This window comes from Lacrimispora sp., from assembly GCF_031982545.1.
Classification (GTDB): Bacteria; Bacillota; Clostridia; order Lachnospirales; family Lachnospiraceae; genus Lacrimispora.
Genome location: NZ_DALYXB010000002.1, coordinates 76,998 through 95,775, shown reverse-complemented (window position 1 = coordinate 95,775; position 18,778 = coordinate 76,998). Strand labels below are relative to the sequence as shown.

Annotated in this window: 21 protein-coding genes; 7 read left to right on the top strand and 14 right to left on the bottom strand. The window is 41.7% G+C overall.

The window, feature by feature from the left end:
• Window positions 1-33: 33 nt before the first annotated feature.
• From ABS301_RS03955 to ABS301_RS03935, 5 genes are read right to left on the bottom strand one after another with little or no spacing between them, the layout of a single operon-like run.
• Complete coding sequence (locus ABS301_RS03955) at window positions 34-561, bottom strand: flavodoxin family protein (RefSeq protein WP_349670983.1); 528 nt, start codon at window positions 559-561, stop codon at window positions 34-36.
• Between the two features lie 21 nt (window positions 562-582).
• Window positions 583-1,425, bottom strand: a complete 843-nt coding sequence (locus ABS301_RS03950; protein WP_349670982.1) for a nitroreductase family protein — start codon at window positions 1,423-1,425, stop codon at window positions 583-585.
• A gap of 18 nt (window positions 1,426-1,443) precedes the next feature.
• The gene (locus tag ABS301_RS03945; protein ID WP_349670981.1) at window positions 1,444-1,734 is read right to left on the bottom strand and encodes a putative quinol monooxygenase; all 291 of its coding nucleotides are present in this window, start codon (window positions 1,732-1,734) and stop codon (window positions 1,444-1,446) included.
• Window positions 1,735-1,754: 20 nt separating this feature from the next.
• On the bottom strand, window positions 1,755-2,261 hold the full coding sequence (locus tag ABS301_RS03940; RefSeq protein ID WP_349670980.1) for a nitroreductase family protein: 507 nt from the start codon (window positions 2,259-2,261) through the stop codon (window positions 1,755-1,757).
• A 12-nt stretch (window positions 2,262-2,273) separates the two neighbouring features.
• Window positions 2,274-2,723 (bottom strand): MarR family winged helix-turn-helix transcriptional regulator, encoded by a 450-nt coding sequence (locus ABS301_RS03935; RefSeq protein WP_349670979.1) that lies wholly within the window; start codon window positions 2,721-2,723, stop codon window positions 2,274-2,276.
• A 194-nt stretch (window positions 2,724-2,917) separates the two neighbouring features.
• Here ABS301_RS03935 and ABS301_RS03930 point away from each other — a divergent pair, with 194 nt between their 5' ends.
• Together ABS301_RS03930 and ABS301_RS03925 are read left to right on the top strand one after the other, a co-directional pair.
• Window positions 2,918-3,463, top strand: a complete 546-nt coding sequence (locus tag ABS301_RS03930) for a glutathione peroxidase (RefSeq protein ID WP_349670978.1) — start codon at window positions 2,918-2,920, stop codon at window positions 3,461-3,463.
• 35 nt (window positions 3,464-3,498) lie between these two features.
• A complete protein-coding gene (locus ABS301_RS03925) occupies window positions 3,499-3,939 on the top strand; it encodes a MarR family winged helix-turn-helix transcriptional regulator (RefSeq protein ID WP_277406316.1) in 441 nt (146 codons plus the stop codon).
• 46 nt (window positions 3,940-3,985) lie between these two features.
• On the opposite strand, the gene ABS301_RS03920 is transcribed toward ABS301_RS03925, so the two are convergent.
• The 5 genes from ABS301_RS03920 to ABS301_RS03900 form a co-directional block, all read right to left on the bottom strand.
• Complete coding sequence (locus ABS301_RS03920) at window positions 3,986-5,668, bottom strand: methyl-accepting chemotaxis protein (RefSeq protein ID WP_349670977.1); 1,683 nt, start codon at window positions 5,666-5,668, stop codon at window positions 3,986-3,988.
• Between the two features lie 181 nt (window positions 5,669-5,849).
• Window positions 5,850-7,214 (bottom strand): FAD-binding oxidoreductase, encoded by a 1,365-nt coding sequence (locus tag ABS301_RS03915; RefSeq protein WP_349670976.1) that lies wholly within the window; start codon window positions 7,212-7,214, stop codon window positions 5,850-5,852.
• A 67-nt stretch (window positions 7,215-7,281) separates the two neighbouring features.
• Entirely contained in the window at window positions 7,282-8,031 is a 750-nt protein-coding gene (locus tag ABS301_RS03910) for an MBL fold metallo-hydrolase (protein WP_349670975.1), read from the bottom strand.
• Between the two features lie 50 nt (window positions 8,032-8,081).
• A complete protein-coding gene (locus ABS301_RS03905; RefSeq protein ID WP_349670974.1) occupies window positions 8,082-8,555 on the bottom strand; it encodes a glutathione peroxidase in 474 nt (157 codons plus the stop codon).
• A gap of 154 nt (window positions 8,556-8,709) precedes the next feature.
• Entirely contained in the window at window positions 8,710-11,247 is a 2,538-nt protein-coding gene (locus ABS301_RS03900; protein ID WP_349670973.1) for a PAS domain S-box protein, read from the bottom strand.
• Between the two features lie 283 nt (window positions 11,248-11,530).
• Between ABS301_RS03900 and ABS301_RS03895 the strand changes: the two genes are divergently transcribed.
• Window positions 11,531-13,012 carry a LysM peptidoglycan-binding domain-containing protein gene (locus tag ABS301_RS03895; RefSeq protein ID WP_349670972.1) on the top strand — a complete coding sequence of 494 codons (1,482 nt, stop codon included), beginning with the start codon at window positions 11,531-11,533 and terminating at the stop codon, window positions 13,010-13,012.
• Window positions 13,013-13,160: 148 nt separating this feature from the next.
• Window positions 13,161-13,745 carry a helix-turn-helix domain-containing protein gene (locus ABS301_RS03890; protein ID WP_349670971.1) on the top strand — a complete coding sequence of 195 codons (585 nt, stop codon included), beginning with the start codon at window positions 13,161-13,163 and terminating at the stop codon, window positions 13,743-13,745.
• Window positions 13,746-13,788: 43 nt separating this feature from the next.
• Here ABS301_RS03890 and ABS301_RS03885 read toward each other — a convergent pair whose 3' ends face one another.
• Both ABS301_RS03885 and ABS301_RS03880 read right to left on the bottom strand, forming a co-directional pair.
• Window positions 13,789-13,998 (bottom strand): hypothetical protein, encoded by a 210-nt coding sequence (locus tag ABS301_RS03885; RefSeq protein ID WP_349670970.1) that lies wholly within the window; start codon window positions 13,996-13,998, stop codon window positions 13,789-13,791.
• A 34-nt stretch (window positions 13,999-14,032) separates the two neighbouring features.
• Complete coding sequence (locus ABS301_RS03880) at window positions 14,033-14,344, bottom strand: YbjQ family protein (protein ID WP_349670969.1); 312 nt, start codon at window positions 14,342-14,344, stop codon at window positions 14,033-14,035.
• A 308-nt stretch (window positions 14,345-14,652) separates the two neighbouring features.
• Here ABS301_RS03880 and ABS301_RS03875 point away from each other — a divergent pair, with 308 nt between their 5' ends.
• On the top strand, window positions 14,653-15,303 hold the full coding sequence (locus ABS301_RS03875) for a hypothetical protein (protein WP_349670968.1): 651 nt from the start codon (window positions 14,653-14,655) through the stop codon (window positions 15,301-15,303).
• Between the two features lie 113 nt (window positions 15,304-15,416).
• Here the strand turns inward: ABS301_RS03875 and ABS301_RS03870 are convergent, their stop codons facing one another.
• Window positions 15,417-16,016, bottom strand: coding sequence for a lysozyme (locus tag ABS301_RS03870; protein ID WP_349670967.1), 600 nt, complete (start codon window positions 16,014-16,016; stop codon window positions 15,417-15,419).
• 210 nt (window positions 16,017-16,226) lie between these two features.
• Between ABS301_RS03870 and ABS301_RS03865 the strand changes: the two genes are divergently transcribed.
• A complete protein-coding gene (locus ABS301_RS03865) occupies window positions 16,227-17,045 on the top strand; it encodes a MerR family transcriptional regulator (RefSeq protein WP_349670966.1) in 819 nt (272 codons plus the stop codon).
• Between the two features lie 112 nt (window positions 17,046-17,157).
• Window positions 17,158-17,418, top strand: a complete 261-nt coding sequence (locus ABS301_RS03860; RefSeq protein WP_349670965.1) for a hypothetical protein — start codon at window positions 17,158-17,160, stop codon at window positions 17,416-17,418.
• A 48-nt stretch (window positions 17,419-17,466) separates the two neighbouring features.
• Here ABS301_RS03860 and ABS301_RS03855 read toward each other — a convergent pair whose 3' ends face one another.
• On the bottom strand, window positions 17,467-18,573 hold the full coding sequence (locus ABS301_RS03855) for an SLC13 family permease (RefSeq protein WP_349670964.1): 1,107 nt from the start codon (window positions 18,571-18,573) through the stop codon (window positions 17,467-17,469).
• Between the last annotated feature and the right edge of the window lie 205 nt (window positions 18,574-18,778).

Genomic DNA, 18,778 nt, shown 5'->3' with positions numbered 1-18,778 from the left:
ACATAAAATAATATCGGTTCATCAGGCTGTCATCTACAGGCTGGCTGCAAAATCCCGAACCTGCTCCAGCTTTTCCGATTTAAGCATGCTTCCTTTTTCAACCATGCCGGATATGGAGATCACACCTTTATTTTCCCATTTTAAATAAGAGCAAATGGAATTTAACTGGGTTTTGGCTGCATCGTATACTCCGTCAGAGCCGGAATTTAGAAGCATGGCTATGGATTTGATATGAAATCCTTTTTTTGCAAATGCGTACATTCGGTCAATGAAGCACTTAGTCTGTGCGGATACATCAAACCAGTACACAGGTGAGGCCAGTACCAGCATGTCTGCCTGACTTAAATCTGTTAAAATGCTGTTCATATCATCATTCTGAATACATACTCCGTCATGAGTAAAGCAATAGGTACATGCCAGACATGGTTCTACCTTTAAAGTACTTAACTCTTTGACAGTAACTTCATGGCCAGCCTCTCTTGCTGATTTTGCAAAAGCAGACGCCATAATCTCTGTATTGCCGTTTTTTCTTGGACTTCCAGTGACTACTAATATGTTCAAACTAACCTACCTCCGATTTTATTATGAATGAAGAACCCAGGAAAATAAGTATTTCATTTCAGAAGAAGTTTTTATTTCAGGAACAGGCAGCTTTTTAAATTCACCTGGAAGCTTCTTCTCTGCAGCAGCCAGACCAAAATGGCAGGCAGCAATTCCCACATCAACTCTCTGGATATCAACAGTGTTATTCCCTTCCTTTAATGTCTTAGCCTCGTAGAAATGATACGCATCCTGGCTTTTTACAATTCTCCAGGGCTGTTTATTCACAGCGGAGGGGGCCAGTCTTGTCATATCCAGGGCAAAAGCAAAATCTCCCGCATCGGATTTTGCCAGAGGAGAGGAGAAGTCATCCTTGAAGAAGAGCTGGTTCCAGTCTTTTCGCTGGTCAGATTTGACAGCCCACTTCATGATTGACTCCATAGACCTTTTTTTACCAGTAGGATATCCAAGGGGGCTGATAACCGGAAACAGATCGCCCTTTTTTAAGTCCATGGCATGTGAGAAGGCGCTTTTATCAAAGGTGCCTCCCAGCCAGCACGTACCATATCCAAGTGCTACGGCGTAGAGAACTAAATGCTCCAGAGAATATCCCAGTGCCTCCAGTGCCAGATCACAATCCGGTACCGAGGCGCCAATAAAGTTCCTGGCACCTTTAATAACTCCGTAGGTGCCAAGTTTTTCTCCTTTCAATGCGTCACTGCTTTCCAGAATACGGAAGCTTACGTCCACAGAGAATGGATTGTTTAAAGTCTTAATAAAATCATAGAACAGCTCTGTTTCCTTTGGTGAGAGAGAGCGAGGGTCATAGGATCTGATACTGCTGCGCTCCCTGATTGTTTTTTCCACGGGAAAAACAGGTTTCATAGGATTTTGTCCTTTCTTTTATATAAGAGTTTTATAAAAATTACTGTCTCCTGGTTTTTCAACCATTTCCTTCATTGCGCCAATGGCATCTTTAAAATGTTCAGATGCTCCGTGAGCAGCCAGACTTGCCTGATCTTCCCATTCCTCAAGCATGGTTAAAATATGGGGATCTTTCACGTCCTGAACCAGCTCATAACGGATACAGCCGGCATCCGTTTCTCTGGTCTGCTTTACCAGCTGCGTGGCGACTTCAATAAATTCATTAATTTTATCTTCTTTAATATAATTTTTTGCAACGACCTTAATCATTTTATTTTATTCTCCTTTGTTTATGCCCATTTTTCATAATGTACGCGTTCTGCTTTATACCGTTCTGTAAATTCATTTTTCTGTCCATCGGGATAACCTATGGCAATCAGTCCAAAGGGTTTGATATGATCCGGAAGCTGAAAGAAACTGCGTACCTGGTCAGTCACTACATCAGAAGTGGCCACACCCAGCCAAACGGCTCCCAGTCCTAAGTGAACAGCTTCCAACAGCATATTCTGGGAAGCTGCACCCAAATCCTCTTCCCAGCCCTTTGGAACCTTAAATTCATTTTCATTTCCCATAAGAGCAATGGTTACAGCTGAGCCTGCCACTGGTTTGGCGTAGGGAGATACATCAGCCAGTTTTTTTAAATTCTCTTTGTCCTCTACCACAATAAATTCCCATGGCTGCTGGTTGGCGGCTGACGGTGCCTGCATGGCTGCCCGCAGAATTTTGTCAATCTTCTCCGGCTCTACGGCTTCAGTGGTAAATTTACGGATACTCCGTCTGTTAAAAATCTCCTGCATAAAAAATCCTCCTTAATTGTTTTCAAGTTTACCCAGCAGTTTTTTGCTGAGAGTCAGAAACTGGGCTGTCTCTTCTTCTGTCAGAATCCCCTGATATTGTTCATGAAGAAAATTCCAGGATTCCATAATGTGTTTCTGAAGTGCAAGACCCTGGGGCGTAGTGCTTAAAATTACGGACTTTCCCTCACATCGTTTGGAAACAAGACTTTTGTGTTCCAGCTTTTCAATCAGCCGGGTGATGGTGGAAGGCGTTAAATGCAGCGTTTCCCCCAGCTCCTTCTGAAGTATCTCTTCTTTCTGATTAACCAGATAGAGCAAAAGAGCGTGACTGGGAGAGAGTCCGGTTTTTGAAAAAGCTTCCTCTGCAATTTTGCCAAAAACTCTGGAAAGCTTTACGGTGGTAAAAAACAGGCAGCCGTTAAGAGAACAGGCCTGTTCCTCTGTTGTGTTATTTTTGTTCAAAACATCACCTCTCTTGTTTGTACATACAAATGATATCACTCTGAAAAACTACTGTCAACAAAAAAAATGTAATTTACCCAAATTAATTTATTGCAATTAAATGTTATAAAACTATTGACAGGAAAGCAGAAGTATTTTATAATGAAAATAACTTAAAAAATAAGCTTTTATCATAGATACAAGGAGGTATTACAATGTCTGTTTATGATTTTACTGTAAAAACTATGTCCGGAGAGGATAAAAAGTTATCTGATTACAAAGGAAAGGTACTTCTCGTTGTGAACACAGCAACAGCCTGCGGATTTACTCCTCATTATACCGATCTTCAGGCAATTTATTCAGAGTACAAGGACAGCGGTCTGGAAATTCTTGATTTCCCATGCAATCAGTTTGGCAATCAGGCACCTGGAGATGATGATGAGATTCATACGTTCTGTACCGGTCGCTTTGGTGTAACATTTCCACAGTTTTCAAAGATTGATGTAAATGGTGAGAATGCGATTCCACTGTATCAGTATCTGGTGAAGGAAAAAGGGTTTGATGGCTTTGATCCAGAACACAAGCTGACCAGTGTGCTGGAAGAAATGTTTGAGAAGGCAAATCCCAATTATAAGAATGAGCCGGATATTAAGTGGAATTTCACAAAGTTTCTTGTTGACAGAGATGGGAATGTAGTGAGAAGATTTGAACCAACTGCTGACATGAAGCTGGTGGAAGAAAGCATAAAAGAATTGCTGTAATAAAATACAGGACAGCAGGAGAACGGAGAAACGTGATGAATTATGACCGATTAAAAATAGAGAACCAGCTTTGCTTTCCGCTTTATGCCTCTGCCCGGGAGATTGTCAGGCTTTATAAGCCGTTTCTCGATGAGATTGACTTAACCTACACCCAGTATATTGCCATGATGGTATTGTGGGACAGGAAGAAAGTCACTGTAAAGCAATTGGGTGAGATCCTTTATCTGGACAGCGGTACGCTGACTCCCCTGCTAAAGAAGATGGAAGCCGGAGGCCTTTTGACCCGTAACAGGGACAAGGAAGACGAGCGCAGTGTCATTGTAGAACTGACTGAGAAGGGGGAACAATTAAAAGAGCAGGCGGTAACCATACCTGAACGAATTTCTAAGTGTGTCCCTCTTAACCAGGAAGAAGCAAAAGAACTTTACCATCTTTTATATAAGATACTTGGTAATACAATCAAACATCTGGAATAAAAAAGACTCAGGAAGGCCGTGAAGCCATTCCTGAGTTTTTTTTTACTTAGTTGTTGTGTGACAGCTTGAATCTTCCAACTTCCTGTTTTAAGGTATGCGCCTGTGCAGCGAGCTCTTCACTGGAGGCAGAACTTTCTTCTGCTGTAGCTGCGTTGCTTTGAATTACAGCAGATACCTGATTGATACCCTGATTGATTTCTTCCATGGAAGCCACCTGGACCGATGACGTGGATTCCACTTCTCTGATGGATACTTCTGCAAGTCTTGCCTTTTCCCCTACTTCAAGGAGTATATCAGAGGCTTCTTTTGCCAGTTTCTCACCTTCCGAGACGCTGATTGCGGAATTCTCAATTAAAGCAGCAGTCTGCTTCGCAGCTTCCGCAGATTTGGCAGCCAGGTTTCTTACTTCATCAGCAACAACAGCGAAGCCTTTTCCGGCACTGCCAGCGCGAGCTGATTCCACGGCTGCATTCAGTGCCAGTATGTTGGTCTGGAATGCAATGTCCTCAATAACCTTGGTGATGCTGGAGATTTTTTCTGATGAAGTGCTGATTTCTTTCATAGATGAATTCAGTCTGTTCATATGTTCATTGCTCTTTTTAACACCTGAGTCAGCTGCGGCCACATATCCGGCTGCAATCTGCATATTTTCTGAATTCTGCTGTGCCTGTTTTGCCACTGTGGCAATGGATGCAGTCAGCTCTTCTATGGCTGCAGCCTGTTCTGTGGTTCCGGAAGCAAGTGACTGGGAAGCAGAGGACACCTGTCCAGCGCCGTTGTTAACCTGATCAGCTGCGTCGTGGACGATAAGAAGTGCCTGATTTAAATCTCGTTCAATTTTCTGAAGAGCCAGCCCTAAAACATCGGCTTCCGAGCGAAGGGGAATGACGCTTGTGAAATCACCATTGCTGATAGCAGTGGCGGATCGGGCCTGATCCTTAATTCCTTCCAGCATTTTAGAAAATGCATCGGCCAGCTGACCGGTTTCATCCTTGGAATCAAGATCGGCTAAGTCAACATCAACATAACCAAGAGAGATCAGCCCCGCTGCTTTTACCACCTGTTTAATTGGCCTGCTGATCATTGTGGAAATTCTAATTCCCAGTAAGACAGCTGCTGAAACACCGCAGATGATTAAGAGAATTAAAACCACTGCGGCAATGAGCGCAACAAGCTCATTTAAGTCACTAAGCTCCTTTGTTTCACTCATACGATAATCGATGATGGCATCGAAGTTATCATATACTTTCTGTATGCTGACCTGCTGATCGGTCATGGCTTTCTCTGCATCCTCTTTTTTCCCGGCTTTTGCAAATTCAATGGATTTTGTCATGGCAGGATCATAGGAGCCGGAGAAGAGAGAAACTGCCTCATCAAATAAGGTCATGGACTGAGAGCCTTGGGGAATGGAAGCTTTATAAGCTGCAGAGTGGTTTAAAAACTGTTCCTTTTCCTGAGCGTACGATTTTTCCAGTTCTCCAATCCGTTCTTTATTGCCGGCATTGCTTATAATATCCTTGGAATCGGTTCTGATCTGATACAGACTTTCGATTGTGTGGAACATATCGTCAAGAGGGGCTGTCTTTGAACGATACATATATGTATCCTTGCTGTTTATAAACAGCATACTGGCAAGTCCTACAATGCCTACCAGCAATGTGATGAGAGCCACTGAAAGAAATCCTGTCAGCAGCTTTTTAGAAATGGGGTAGTCTTTGAAATTTTTCATTTGTAATATCTCCTTTTTTTGGCACGAATTTGTATAGGGTCAAAACAGAGGAATAACGGTAAATCTTAATAAATTGTATCAGTATTATATCTGATCATAAGAAAAAACACAATCAGATTCATGAAAACAGACGCCCTGCCGGCGGCTTGCCCGGAGTGGCGTCTGTGTTTTTCCTGTCACCCTATAAATGGGAACAGCGGCAGGAATTTCCAATTGCCTGAGGATAGGTGAAGATCTTGCAGGGGTCGTATTCTTTTCTTACCTTTTTTAATCTGCAGACATGGCTGCCATAATATTCTTCCAGATAGCAGGGAAGTCCTTCATATGGGAAATTCACATAAGAGCCTGTTGTGACAGAAGACAGGTAACCAGACTGTCGTGCCACCCACAGGGCATTTTCCTCTTTGCTGTTTTCAAAAACCGTATTAAGCCAGACAATGTATCTGGCATCTCTATAATAAAAAGCAGTGGAATCTGTTGGCACTTCGGAAACCCTGCCGCCCAGTGCGTAGAGAGAAAGTGCGGTGTAAATGGACCCTGTGGGGCGTTTGTTAATAAGCCCTGCCAGTTTCAGACATTCACATTCGGTCAGCTCTCTTTTTACGAAACCGCTTGCGGATAAAAAGGCTTCAAAAGGAGGATAAAAGCTTCCGATTATAGTAACTGCTTCTAAAAATGTCACGTATTTTAAACGGTACTTCACCCCGCCAAGTTCCAGAAGGGGGGCGATGCTTCCAAGAGCAGCCTCCGGTGGTCCATAGAAAAAGCCTCTGGATAGAATGGAGAGACCTTCTTCCTGTGAATTAAAAATTCTTCCAACCAGTGTAATTCGCGGATCAGCGTGTTCCAGCCATTCCTGCCAGGCAAGAAGAAAGTAAGCCTGCTTTTCCTGGTCGGCAACAGGATACATGATTTCAACCAGAGTAATTTTATCAATCTTTTTGGGAAGCCGGAAGGTCATGGAGACAATAATTCCGTAATTGCCGCCACCACCGCCCCTGCACGCCCAATACAGATCCGGATTTTCTTCTGAACTGGCAGTGATGAAGCTGCCTTCTGAATTGACCATGGTAAAATTCAAAAGGCTGTCACATCCTAGTCCCAGATAGCGGCAGGAGAGTCCCCAGCCACCCCCCATGACAAAACCACTGACTCCAACTGAGGGGCAGGTACCGCCAGGAAATGGGTATCCTCTGGAAGATACAAATTCGTAAAGCTGTCTGTTATTTACACCGCCCTCTATGGTAAGAGTGCGGTTTTCCTCATCAATAGAAATCTGATTCATTTCACTAAGATCAATATCAAGAACATCATTGCCTGTAGAATATCCTTCATAATTGTGGCCTCCGCTTCGAATGCGAAGACAGATATCCCGTTTTCTGGCCCATAACAACGCATTGCTGACTTCGGAACTATTCCGGCAGTAAACAATGGCCAGAGGAAACCGGTTGACAGCCCGGTTATAGACTTGTCTGGCCTCATGATAGAAAGGATCATCTGGAGTTACCACACGGCCGGTCAGACCGTCAAAACTGCAGGTGCTCATACTGATTGCCTCCTTTCCTACTACCATGGTATTAAGGAAGGAGGCAATTGGTGCCGGAGAGAAGCTTTTACAGCTTCATGATCTTTTTCTTATCTAAATTGGTCAGGCCCTCTGGTGTATGGGTAGATAAATAGACCGTTGGATTCTGACTGATAAAGGAACGAACCTTTGTGAGAGTTTCTCTTGCAGCTTCAAGATCTTCAAAAACCACAGACAGGCGGTTTTCGATCAGGGCAGCATCGGTATAAGTAATATCCCCGTGTATGAGATAAAACAATCCGTCATTTTCTGCAATCACAATGCTGTTGCCTTTTGTATGTCCAGGTGCAGGAAGAAAATAAACTCCGTCAGTGATTTTTTCACTTGCTTCAAAGTTATGGTAAGCGCCATCCTGAAACTCAACAGGGACAATATTGTCTCCGCTTAACTTTAAAGCTTCTGCCTCTGCTTTGGAAAGGTAGATTTTTGCGTTAGGAAAGCTTCTAAGCTCGCCGGAATGATCCGGATGCTTGTGAGTCAGGAGAATCCGTGTCACATCCTCTGGCTTGTAGCCCAAATGGGAAAGAGCGGTTACATAATCATGAATCCGTTTCCCCTGATAGATTTTCTGCCCTTCTTTTGCAGGGGTGTCGGGAACCTCCTTTGGGACGCCGGTATCAATTAAAATGACTTCGCTCCCTGTATCAATGAGATAATTCTGAAGACTGGATTCATAGGTCCTGCTTTCATCGAAAATCGGTTCGCTGACTCCGCCTCCCAGTGCAAATGGTTGTGTCATAAAACCGCCCTCATATAATTTAACCGCTTTAATTTCCATTTGAATACTTCCTTTCCTGCCTGTCTGGCTCTTTATTTAATCCGCATTTGTTATAAAAGTGCGAGTATATCTTTTTCCAATTTCTCCGGTTTATCGGTGGGAGCGTAGCGCTTCGTTACAGATCCATTTTTATCAACCAGGAATTTTGTAAAATTCCACTTAATATTAGAGCCCAGAATTCCCGACTGCTGTGACTTTAAATAAGAATATAACGGGGATTCTGAGGTACCATTGACTTCAATCTTTGCAAACTGGGGAAAGGATACCTCATAGTTCATCGTACAAAACTGGTGAATCTCTTCCTCTGTTCCCGGAGCCTGGTGACCAAACTGGTTGCATGGAAAATCGAGAATTTCAAAGCCCTGATTTCTGTATTTGCGATAAAGTGCCTCTAAGCCTTCATATTGAGGCGTAAATCCACATCCTGTAGCCGTGTTAACAATCAGCAGTGTTTTTCCTTTGTACTGGGACAGAGTAACAGGGTTGCCTTTTCTGTCTGTAACTGTGATATCATATAAATTCATATCTGCCACCTCGCATTTGATTTATTTGTTTTACTAAATTAGATTGTACACAATTAAATTTGAAATGTCAATAGTTTTTCATAAAAATAAAAAGACGCATATCTGACCATGGGATGAAAAAGGCACGGTCGTATGCGTCTGTCTTTATTTTTGTTTAAAAAACCTGATTCAGGCTTAAAAATATAGTAACAATAAATGGATCAAACTGTGTTCCGGAACAGCGGCCGATTTCCTCCATCGCAGTCTGGCAATCCAACGCTTTCCGGTATGAGCGGTTATTGGTCATGGCGTCATAGGCATCAGCGACTGCAAGGATCCGGCAGAGAAGAGGAATATCGCTTCCTTTTAAACCTCTTGGGTAACCCGTTCCATCCCATCGTTCGTGATGAGAGAGAATGTATTCTGATACAGTGGAAAGCTCAGGAGTGTTCTGGGCAATGCGGTAGCCGATTTCCGGATGGCGCATCATTTCTTTCCATTCGTCGTCATTTAAAGGTCCTGGTTTGTTTAAGGTTTCGATATTGATACCTACCTTGCCAATATCGTGTAGGATTGCCAGAAGAGACAATTCGTTTTTATCCTCAGAAGACAGATTCAGCTTTTCTGCAATTGCCATACAGTAGGTTTCTAATCTTACAGCATGCTCCTCGGTTTCCATGCTCTTTTCATAAAGCGTGGCAAGAAGTGTGGTAATTATGCTGTTGCGGTAGCTCTTTCCTTCTAAAAGCTTCTTATGATACATTTTTTCTTCTGCTTTTTGCAGGGACTGGCTTAATGAACAGGATATGTCTTCTTTCACATCAAATCCAAGAGCCACACTTACCTCCAGCGGGAGCCTGCTGCTTTTTCGGAAGGCTTCTTCCAGACGCCCGATTATATCCTGCGCCTTTTTGTGATCCGTATGAGGAAGAAGAACCAGGAATTCATCTCCGCCCCAACGGGCAGCAATGCCCATGTTTTTAAGGGTATATTGAAGGGTTTTGGCAACCTCTTTTAATAACTGATCTCCGGTTCTGTGTCCAAATACATCATTAATAACTTTTAGCCCATTCACATCCCCCATGATAACTGCAATTGGAAGCTGGGAAGTCTGATCCATACGTTCTAATTCTTCTTCCATATATCTGCGGTTAAATATCTGGGTCAGCGGGTCATGATAGCTTAAATAAAGGATTCGTTCCTGCTGCCGTTTCTCCTGACTGACGTCCCGAAATACCATGACAACACCGTAAACATGCCCGTTCTCATCACGTATGGGTGCGGCACTGTCCGCAATGGGAATTAAATCCCCGCTTTTATTTAACAGAACGGTATGGTTTGCAAGCCCCACAATCATGCCAGTTTCCAGTACTGCACTAATGGGATTTGGTACAATCTTTCCGGTTGTTTCATTGCGCAAATCAAAGATATCCATAAAGAATTTAGAACATGCGTCCTTACTGTTCCAACCGGTAATTTCCTCGGCTGCCTGATTTAAGTAAGTCACTTTTCCGTCTAAATCCGTTGTCACGACCCCATCCCCAATGGAATTTAAGGTAACGCTTAACATCTCTTTTTCCCGGTAGAGATCGTCTCTAAACTGTTCCCTGTCTGATACATCAAAAATAATGGAATAGAGTCTTGTCTCATCTCCATAAGTGACAGGGCTGGAATACACATCCACCATTTTAATCTCACCGTTTTTCAGGCGGTGGGGAAACAGAAAATACTGCCGCTCCCTGTTAAATGCCTGGATCCGCATCTGTTTGGCAGCCTGGTCCGATATTGCATTAATTTCATCAATACTCATACGAAGCATCTCTTCCTTACTATAGCCATAAAAACCGCAGGCCTGAGGGTTGGCATCCAGTATTTTTCCCGTTGAGGCATCGATAATCAGCATAACAGCAGAATGCTCCGTAAACATGGAATTGTAATTTTCTAAAAGTTGTTCCCGTTCCTGTTTCAGCCGCTTAAGCTCGGTAATATCAAGGCGTGAGCCAATGATATAGGAGATCTGCCCATCCTCCATAACAGGAGTAAGGCGTACAAGCCAGTCCCTGGTTCCCCCGGGAAAATCGACGGTTTCTTCATATGTCAGATTCTCCCCGGAAGCGATGCACCGTTCATAGCCTTCTCTTAAAGCAGCGCCCACCTTTTCGCCCAGTACTTCCACCGGGGTTTTGCCAAGGAGCGGCATATTAATCCCCGTCAGCTGCTGGTGTACCGCATTATTCTTTATATAACGGAATTCACCGCCCTGGTATGTGACGAGAAATAATCCGTCCTGGGTGCTGTTAAAAAAGATATCAATATCGCGTACCAGTTTTTCATTTGTTTTCTTTACCCTGTGAAGCTCGCTGACCAATTCAGTTACTTCATCAAAAATTGTAATCAGCGTGTTGGGATCTGGATAGCTTACAGTAATCTTATAAAAATGATTTCCTGCCTCCATAATGGAGGTTTGATTCCATTGATCCGGATTTTTGTAAAATTCAAGCCAGGCTGGTAGGTCAGATAAAGAAGGAAGAATCATCGACATGCTTTTTAACAGGACATCATCTTTTTTTAAACCCAGATAGCGGAAAAATGTATCATTCGCCTCGGTAAGAATATAATCCCTTGTTTGTGAATCCTCATTGAAAATAATGGTATGGCGGGCATAGCCCAACGGCAGCTGCATGAAAGCCTGATCGAAAGGTTCTTTTGTCATAATGGGACCCCCTTTGCCTTGTTGAAAATATTGTCAGATTTGGTAAATATTTGTAATAAAATAATATCAGATGTTTGTTGCAATTGCAATGAAAAGGAATTGAAACAATGTGCATGTACAATATTATATTGCCAATTGTAAGAGTGTGTGAAAATCGTGGGGATAGCAAAGGGGTAATTATGATGATAAATTTTAAAAAATTATATTTTTATTAGGTTGACAGGTACTTTTCCGGTTTTTTCATCATAAAATAAGACAAATTGTTTAATTGAAAGGCAGTATTATGATGACTTCTTGTCCCGAAGGATTGTTTTCCTATACAATTCAATCCGGCGATACACTTTGGCTGATATCCAGACGTCACTACACTACCGTTGAAGCGATTATGGCAGCAAATCCTGGTATTAATCCTGGCAATCTTCAGGTTGGTCAGATGATCTGTATTCCATCAGGAAACAGAACCTCCCAGCCACAGACCCAGCCAACCCAACCGGCTCAGCCGACTCAGTCGACTCAACCGGCTCAGCCGACCCAGCCAACTCAGTCGATCCAGCCAGCCCAGCCAGCTCAGCCGACCCAGCCAGCTCAGCCGACCCAGCCAGCCCAGTCAACTCAGTCGACTCAGCCAACCCAACCGGCCCAGCCGCGCATGCAGCCGACTCAGCCTTCTCAGCCCCAGACCGCACCTGGCAACACCTCTCAAATGTCGACAACCCCATTAAGAAGTGAGGCCGTTTCTGGAAATACAACCCGCTGCCCGGTAGGTTTACGTGCCTATACCATTCAGAAAGGGGATACCCTTTGGCTTCTTGCCAAGAAATATTGTACCAATGTTGAAGCCATTATGGCATTAAATCCAGGTATCAAACCAGGTAATTTAATGATTGGCCAGGTAATCTGGATTCCTGCAGGATATAAGTTTCGGAATCTTCCGCCATGGGCGCAGTCCATGGACAATACCATGCAGCAAAGGACTGAAACTGAGTATCCCATATGTCCCCAGGGGACCCGTTCCTATACCATTGAAGCGGGTGATACACTCTGGCTTTTGTCCCAGCGTTACAATACCACAGTAGAAGCAATTATGGCTGCAAATCCGGGAGTAAATCCCACCAATCTGTTTGTAGGGCAGGTTATCTGCATTCCTAGAAACCGTCCGCAGCCCAGTCCCCAGCCCAATCCCCAGCCCAGTCCCGAACCACAGCTTCCTACGTACATGTGGGTCAGCAAAGCTGAGCAGAATTTAGGCAATTACTTAAGGTTTTTGTGGCTTCAACAGGTATATTGGCTTAGAATGGCAAATCAGAGTGAACTGTGGAATCTATCAGATGCGGAGTATGTAATGAATCGTCTGATGGAAAACCCGCAAGATTTCCAAATGGCCCTTAAAACATTTTATGGGGATGAAAATGCCAAAAAATTTGCAGATCTCCTGACGAATTATCTCACCATGGTCACTAATTATGTAATGGCAATAAGGGATGGTAACGCTCAGGCAGCGGCAGATGCAGAGAATCAGATTAACAACAATGCTGTTCAGATGATTTCTTTCCTGACCTCCATTAATCCAAACTGGGCGGCAGCAGACTTACAGAGAATGTTTAGCGAATACATGAATCTGACAAAGGAAGAGATTGACGCCACAATGTCCCAGAATTTTGAAGAGAGTATCAACATTTTTGCAGATATAGAGCGTGGTGCACTGGAGATGGCCGATATGATGACCAAGGGAATTGTAAATCAGTTTCCCCAGTATTTCAGATAAAAAAGGAAAGGCAGTCCGGTGTATTAAATCCGGGCTGTCTTTTTACTCTACGAAACGTCGATTGAAAAAAATTATTTAGTCAGTTACAATAATAAAAATAAGCACATACTAAGGACTGGATTATTATACACAGAAAGGAGGGATACTCATGCCTGACAGTACTATAGGAAACTTAATTCGAATGCTTCGCAGTGAGCATGGTATGACGCAGAAACAGCTTGCAGATCAGATGCATATCAGTGATAAAACAGTATCTAAATGGGAGAGAGGCAAAGGGCTTCCAGACATCTCACTCATTTCAGAACTATCCAGACTTTTTGGAGTTGATATACAAAATTTATTGAATGGGGATTTAACACCCAATGACATAACAGGAGGAAATATGAAGCAGATAAAATACTATGTCTGTCCAACCTGCAAAAGCATCAGCTTTTCTACTGGAGATCCGGAGATTTCCTGCTGCAAAAGAAAGCTTACTGCACTGGAACCGAAAAAAGCAGAGGAAGGAGAAAAGCTATCCGTATCTGTGATTGAAGATGACTGGTTTATCACCAGCACCCATCCTATGAATAAAGAGTACTACATTTCCTTTCTGGCCTTTGCATCGGGAGACCGCATCTCGGTAATCAAGCAGTATCCGGAATGGGATTTTAATGTTCGTATGCCAAGAAGAGGACATGGAATGCTGATCTGGTACAGCACGAAGCATGGCCTGCTTTATCAGCTTTTATAAAAAAACATCGCTTCGAAAGAAACGATGTTTTTTATTTAAACTCTTACGTTTTCAGCATATACGAAGCGGCCATACAGGAAATTCCCGGAATCAAAAATAAAAAACCGGAAAAGAAAAAACAGGCAAAGATTACATCTGGAACAAGAAGCAGTCTGTTTTTAAGCTGGCAGTATTCGTAGAACATTAAAATGGAAAAAAGAAGCAGAAACAATAACCCTAAAATAAACAAAAGGTTTTTAGCAAATTTTCTCATGTTGCTCCCCCAATAACGACTCTGTCTGTATCAGTTATTTAAATATAGCGGCAGTTCCATAAGCAAGAACTTCAGCCGCCCCCTGCATGACGGAGGAGGAGGCGTAACGAATATTGACAATGGCTTCTGCATTCATAGCTTCACCTTCCTGTACCATACGTTTGGTCGCAAGCTCTCTTGCCTCATCCATCATTTCCGTATACGCCTTTAATTCTCCGCCAACTAAAGTCTTAAGCCCCTGAGAAATATCTTTCCCCAAATTTTTTGACTGTATTGTGCTGCCTTTTACCATACCTAAAAGTGTCAGTTCTTTTCCTGGAATATAATCCGTAGTAACTAAAAGCATTTAAATCACGCTCCTTTCTCTATAGAAAACAGTTTTAACATAAAGATTGAAAAATATGTATTCTTGTTTTGTTGTTTGAGGTCCTGTCATTGCCACGTACTATGGCATGACGCGGTGTTCTTCAGCCGGCTTTTGCATGAGCTTGCATTCAGCATAAGCGGGGCAGTACCTGGTTTTTGTATCAATTCCACACCGGGAAGAGCTATACCTGGGTGCAATGGTAAAAAAATATTTGACAATTGGTATATTTATGGATTAAATTTAAAAAGATATTTATATATCTATTAAAAGAGTAAATAGGGGGAAAGATGAGAAAGAAAATGAGAGGAAAAGTGTTAACATTACTGATAGTGTCCATTCTATCTGACTGTTTGATTGGATGTAGTAATGTATCTGTATTAAAAAATCAAGACAATGGTACTACGATTAATACTGTTGAAGAACCAGATAGTTCTCCAACTACAGATGAAGAAGTAAAAGAAGATGATAATACGAATCCAACCAATCCAACCGAACTATTTGTAGGCAGAATGGCTTTGGATAGTGAAACAGAAAAATTTTTCTATGGAACCTGGAGGGTTGAAAAGCTTTTGGGATTTGCGAATTCATATAATGATGCTTCTGAATATCCAACAGGGCAAAAAATTATTGATGATGAAATTGTAATTAATAAAGACTGGTTTTCCTCAGATGGGCTAAAAAACTATAGTGATTATCAATATAAACTTAAAAACCCACTCTATGAAATTACTATGATATGCTATAACAAAGACGATTTTTATAGAAATTTTAAAATGGATCTGCCAGGTATCAATATGAATGATGTAATAAAAGAAATACAAGTATCTGACTCTTCTACGGGATTCGGCATACCTGTAGGTTTTTTTGTTGTTAATAATGAGAGTCTTATTTTGGTATTAGAGGCATCATGCTTTGAACTAAAAAGGGTCACTGATTAAATAAATCGAGATTTTATAATAAATATTGTGTTGATTTCAAAAAAAAGAGATCATTTTAAGGTGATCTCTTTTTTTGAAATCATGTAATTTGTTTTTCTGGATATTGGATTAAATTATAATGTATAAACCGGATATTTGTGAGTATACGTCATGTCCTTACAGAATAAAGTTGCTTCTGCATTTCTTCTTGTCTTTAAATTTTTGTCATATGAAAATGCTTTACTGACTACTTTTGAACAAGTATCCTTTTCCGTTGAGGTAAGTTTGCCGTAATTTGAAAATATTTGTGGAGTTTTGAGCAAAGTCTTTACATCGTTGGAAATAAGAAATGCATCACCACAATTAAATCTTGCTGAAACGAGTGCATCAAATTGAGATTGTGAAAATGCAGCTCCTTTAGGGAGCGTTAAAGCATTTACGGCGTCTACCGCAGATGAAGTATCAGAAGTGAAAAATTTATCTGCTTTATCTTGAGTAATCGGTGAAGTATAACCTAAACTTAAATCTTTTGACAGAGCATCAGCTTCTTTCTGTGTTAAAAGAGAATCATTTGGATCACCAGTTGTATTTTTTTTGTATGTTTTTTTCGTAGTTATCAAATGTCCCCATCCAACTGTTGGATACCCTTTGGGATCTCCATAAAATTTCAGGCAAAAGCCCTCTGAATCTTTAATTATTTTTGCGCCATCTGTGCCTAAAGATAAACTTGACATAATAAGCCCTCCTTTGATTAATTCATTTATTTTTTTCGTTTTGAATGCATTCGTTATATAAAAATTAAAATCTCTTAAATATGTAAACATTAAAAAATATTTTTTAGATTTCGCCGAAAAAAAACTTTGCTTTGTTGCTTGACTCTCATATTGTGGTATACTCTATACTAAATGTGAGCTCAAAAAAAACATAGATGTGAGGAGAAAAGCATGCTGAAAATAGGAGATTTTTCTAAACTGTCAAGAATCAGTATTCGAATGCTCCGCCATTACGACGAGATCGGACTGATGACACCATGGAGCACCGACCATTTTACCGGATACCGCTATTACAGCGAGGACCAGCTCTTAAAAGCGGTCAGGATTAATTCCTTAAAAGATATGGGATTCAGCCTTGCCGCAATTGGGGAGATATTGAATAACTATGATGATCCAAAAGAGCTGGCAAAGTATTTAGAGGTCCGGAAAGTAGAAGTACAGGAAGAAATGAAAGAAAGCGGACAACGGCTTAAACTCCTTGATTCAGCCATACAAAGGCTGAGAAAGGATGATATGGCAATAAATTATAGCGTAGCATTAAAAACCATGCCCCAAAGGTATGTGGCCAGTGTAAGAGATATGATTCCAGCTTATAATCAGGAGGGACTGCTGTGGAAGAGGCTTGGAGAAGAGACCCATGACATAAACTTGCAGATGTCCGATCCCGCTTACTCTCTGGCGGTATTTCATGACCGTGATTTTAGAGATGGTGATGTGGATGTAGAGATTCAGATTTCTGTAAAAAGCACTTATGAAAATACGGAACACGTGGTATTTAAAACAGTACCTAAGGTGGAAATAGCATCAGCGGTATACAAAGGAAGCTACGATCAGATAACTGATGTGAATCTGGAAGTGGCAAACTGGGTTAGAGACAATGAATTTGAATTTAGCGGTCCCATGTTTTGCATTTATCATATCAGTCCTGCTCAGACCCAAAATCCGGAGGAATTGGTAACAGAAGTTTGTTATCCGGTTAAAAAAATATAAATATTATAAAAAGCGGCTGCCTGCTTGTAACAGACAGCCGCTTTTGTTATAATAAACAGGAATGAAACAAAAACACGGTTCCTGAGATGATTGGAAAGGAAAGGTCGGAAATATGCTGTTTAATAGGAAATTAACAGAGATATACAGTACACAGGATCTTGAAAAGCTATATCATGTAAAAAATATGCTGAGAGAAAATAATATCTATTATATGACGGAAACCACCAATAACAACTTGCGCTTATCCATGAATAACTTAAATGGAAGGAATCCAATCTTAGGAAGGATCGGGAACGTAAAAGATTTTTACAGACTTTTTGTATATAAGAAAGATCAGGAAAAGGCGGCCTACATCCTTTCCCGATTAAAATAAATGATAAAACAGCCAATGGCTAACATAAGCCGCTGGCTGTTATTAATTTTACATAAGGACTGCTTCAAACAATAGCAGGGCAATGAGAAAAACAAGATTGAGAACGGTAAAGATACCTAAAAAAGACAAAGTTTTTTTTGGATGGGCAGCAGCAAACAGTTTATAGGAAATAACACTTGCCATCGAGGCGATCAGAGTGCCCATACCTCCTACATTCACTCCGGTGAGCAGACTGGGAGCATTATCTGTAAAACCGGACAGCATAACGGCTGCCGGAACATTGCTGATAAACTGGCTTAATATAGCAGCCGTTACCATGGTATCTTTTCTGATTAAACCTGAAACGGTCTGAAAAACCCAGTCAATCCGTGCTAAGTTTCCCACAAATATAAAAATTGCGGCAAACGTAAGGAGAAGGAAATAATCAACCTGATAAAGCGTGCGTCTGTCAAGAATTGCTGTAGCAGCCAGAATGATCAGGGCAGCAGCCTGATAAGGAATCAGCCGCAATACCGCAGCTACAGCCAGTAGGAACATGGCGCCATAGGCTATGACCTGTTTTTTTCGTATAATCGGAACTGTGGTTGTTTCCTGGCTGATGGGATACCGTGGAATAAAAAAGCACACCAGCAAAAGCAGCATCCCTCCAAATAAAACAAAAGGGAAAGTCACTTTTAGAAAAGAAGGCAGACCAAACTCATACCGGGTAAACAGATAAAGATTCTGGGGATTCCCGATAGGCGTAAAGCTGGAACCAATGTTTGCGGCAATTGTCTGCAAGACCACAACGAGGGCAGTATGGCGTTCCTGACCGCACAGGGAGAGTACCGACAAGGTGATAGGAACCAGAGCGATTAAAGCGACGTCATTTGTCATAAACATGGATGCAAAGAAACTGGTAAAAACAAGGAGAAAAATCAGCGGTTTTAAATTTTTCATACCGGATGACAGCTTTATCGAGACAGCATTTAATAATCCTTCCCGCTCGATCCCTTTCAGTGAGGTCATGAGGCAGAACAGGCAGAGCAGGGTCTTAAAATCTATATAATTTAGATAGGCCAAATCCGGGGGGATAAAAAAGACAGAAATCAAAGCAAGAATAGATGCTGCCGTCAGAACAGGTTCTTTCTGAATAAATAAAATGGGTTGTTTCATAAGTTATCTCCAGTAGTAGAATGGGTAGTAATAATACTTCCGTGCTATTATATATCATAAATCCCACTACTTCAATCCTTGTTTTGCACGGTTTATATTTACTCATTCATACTCACATGGTTTTAAGGCATAGCAGCAGATCGTTTTTTGTCTCTCCCTCAATAAAGGATACTCAAAACCAAGGCTGTCTGTAAAGAAGACCGCG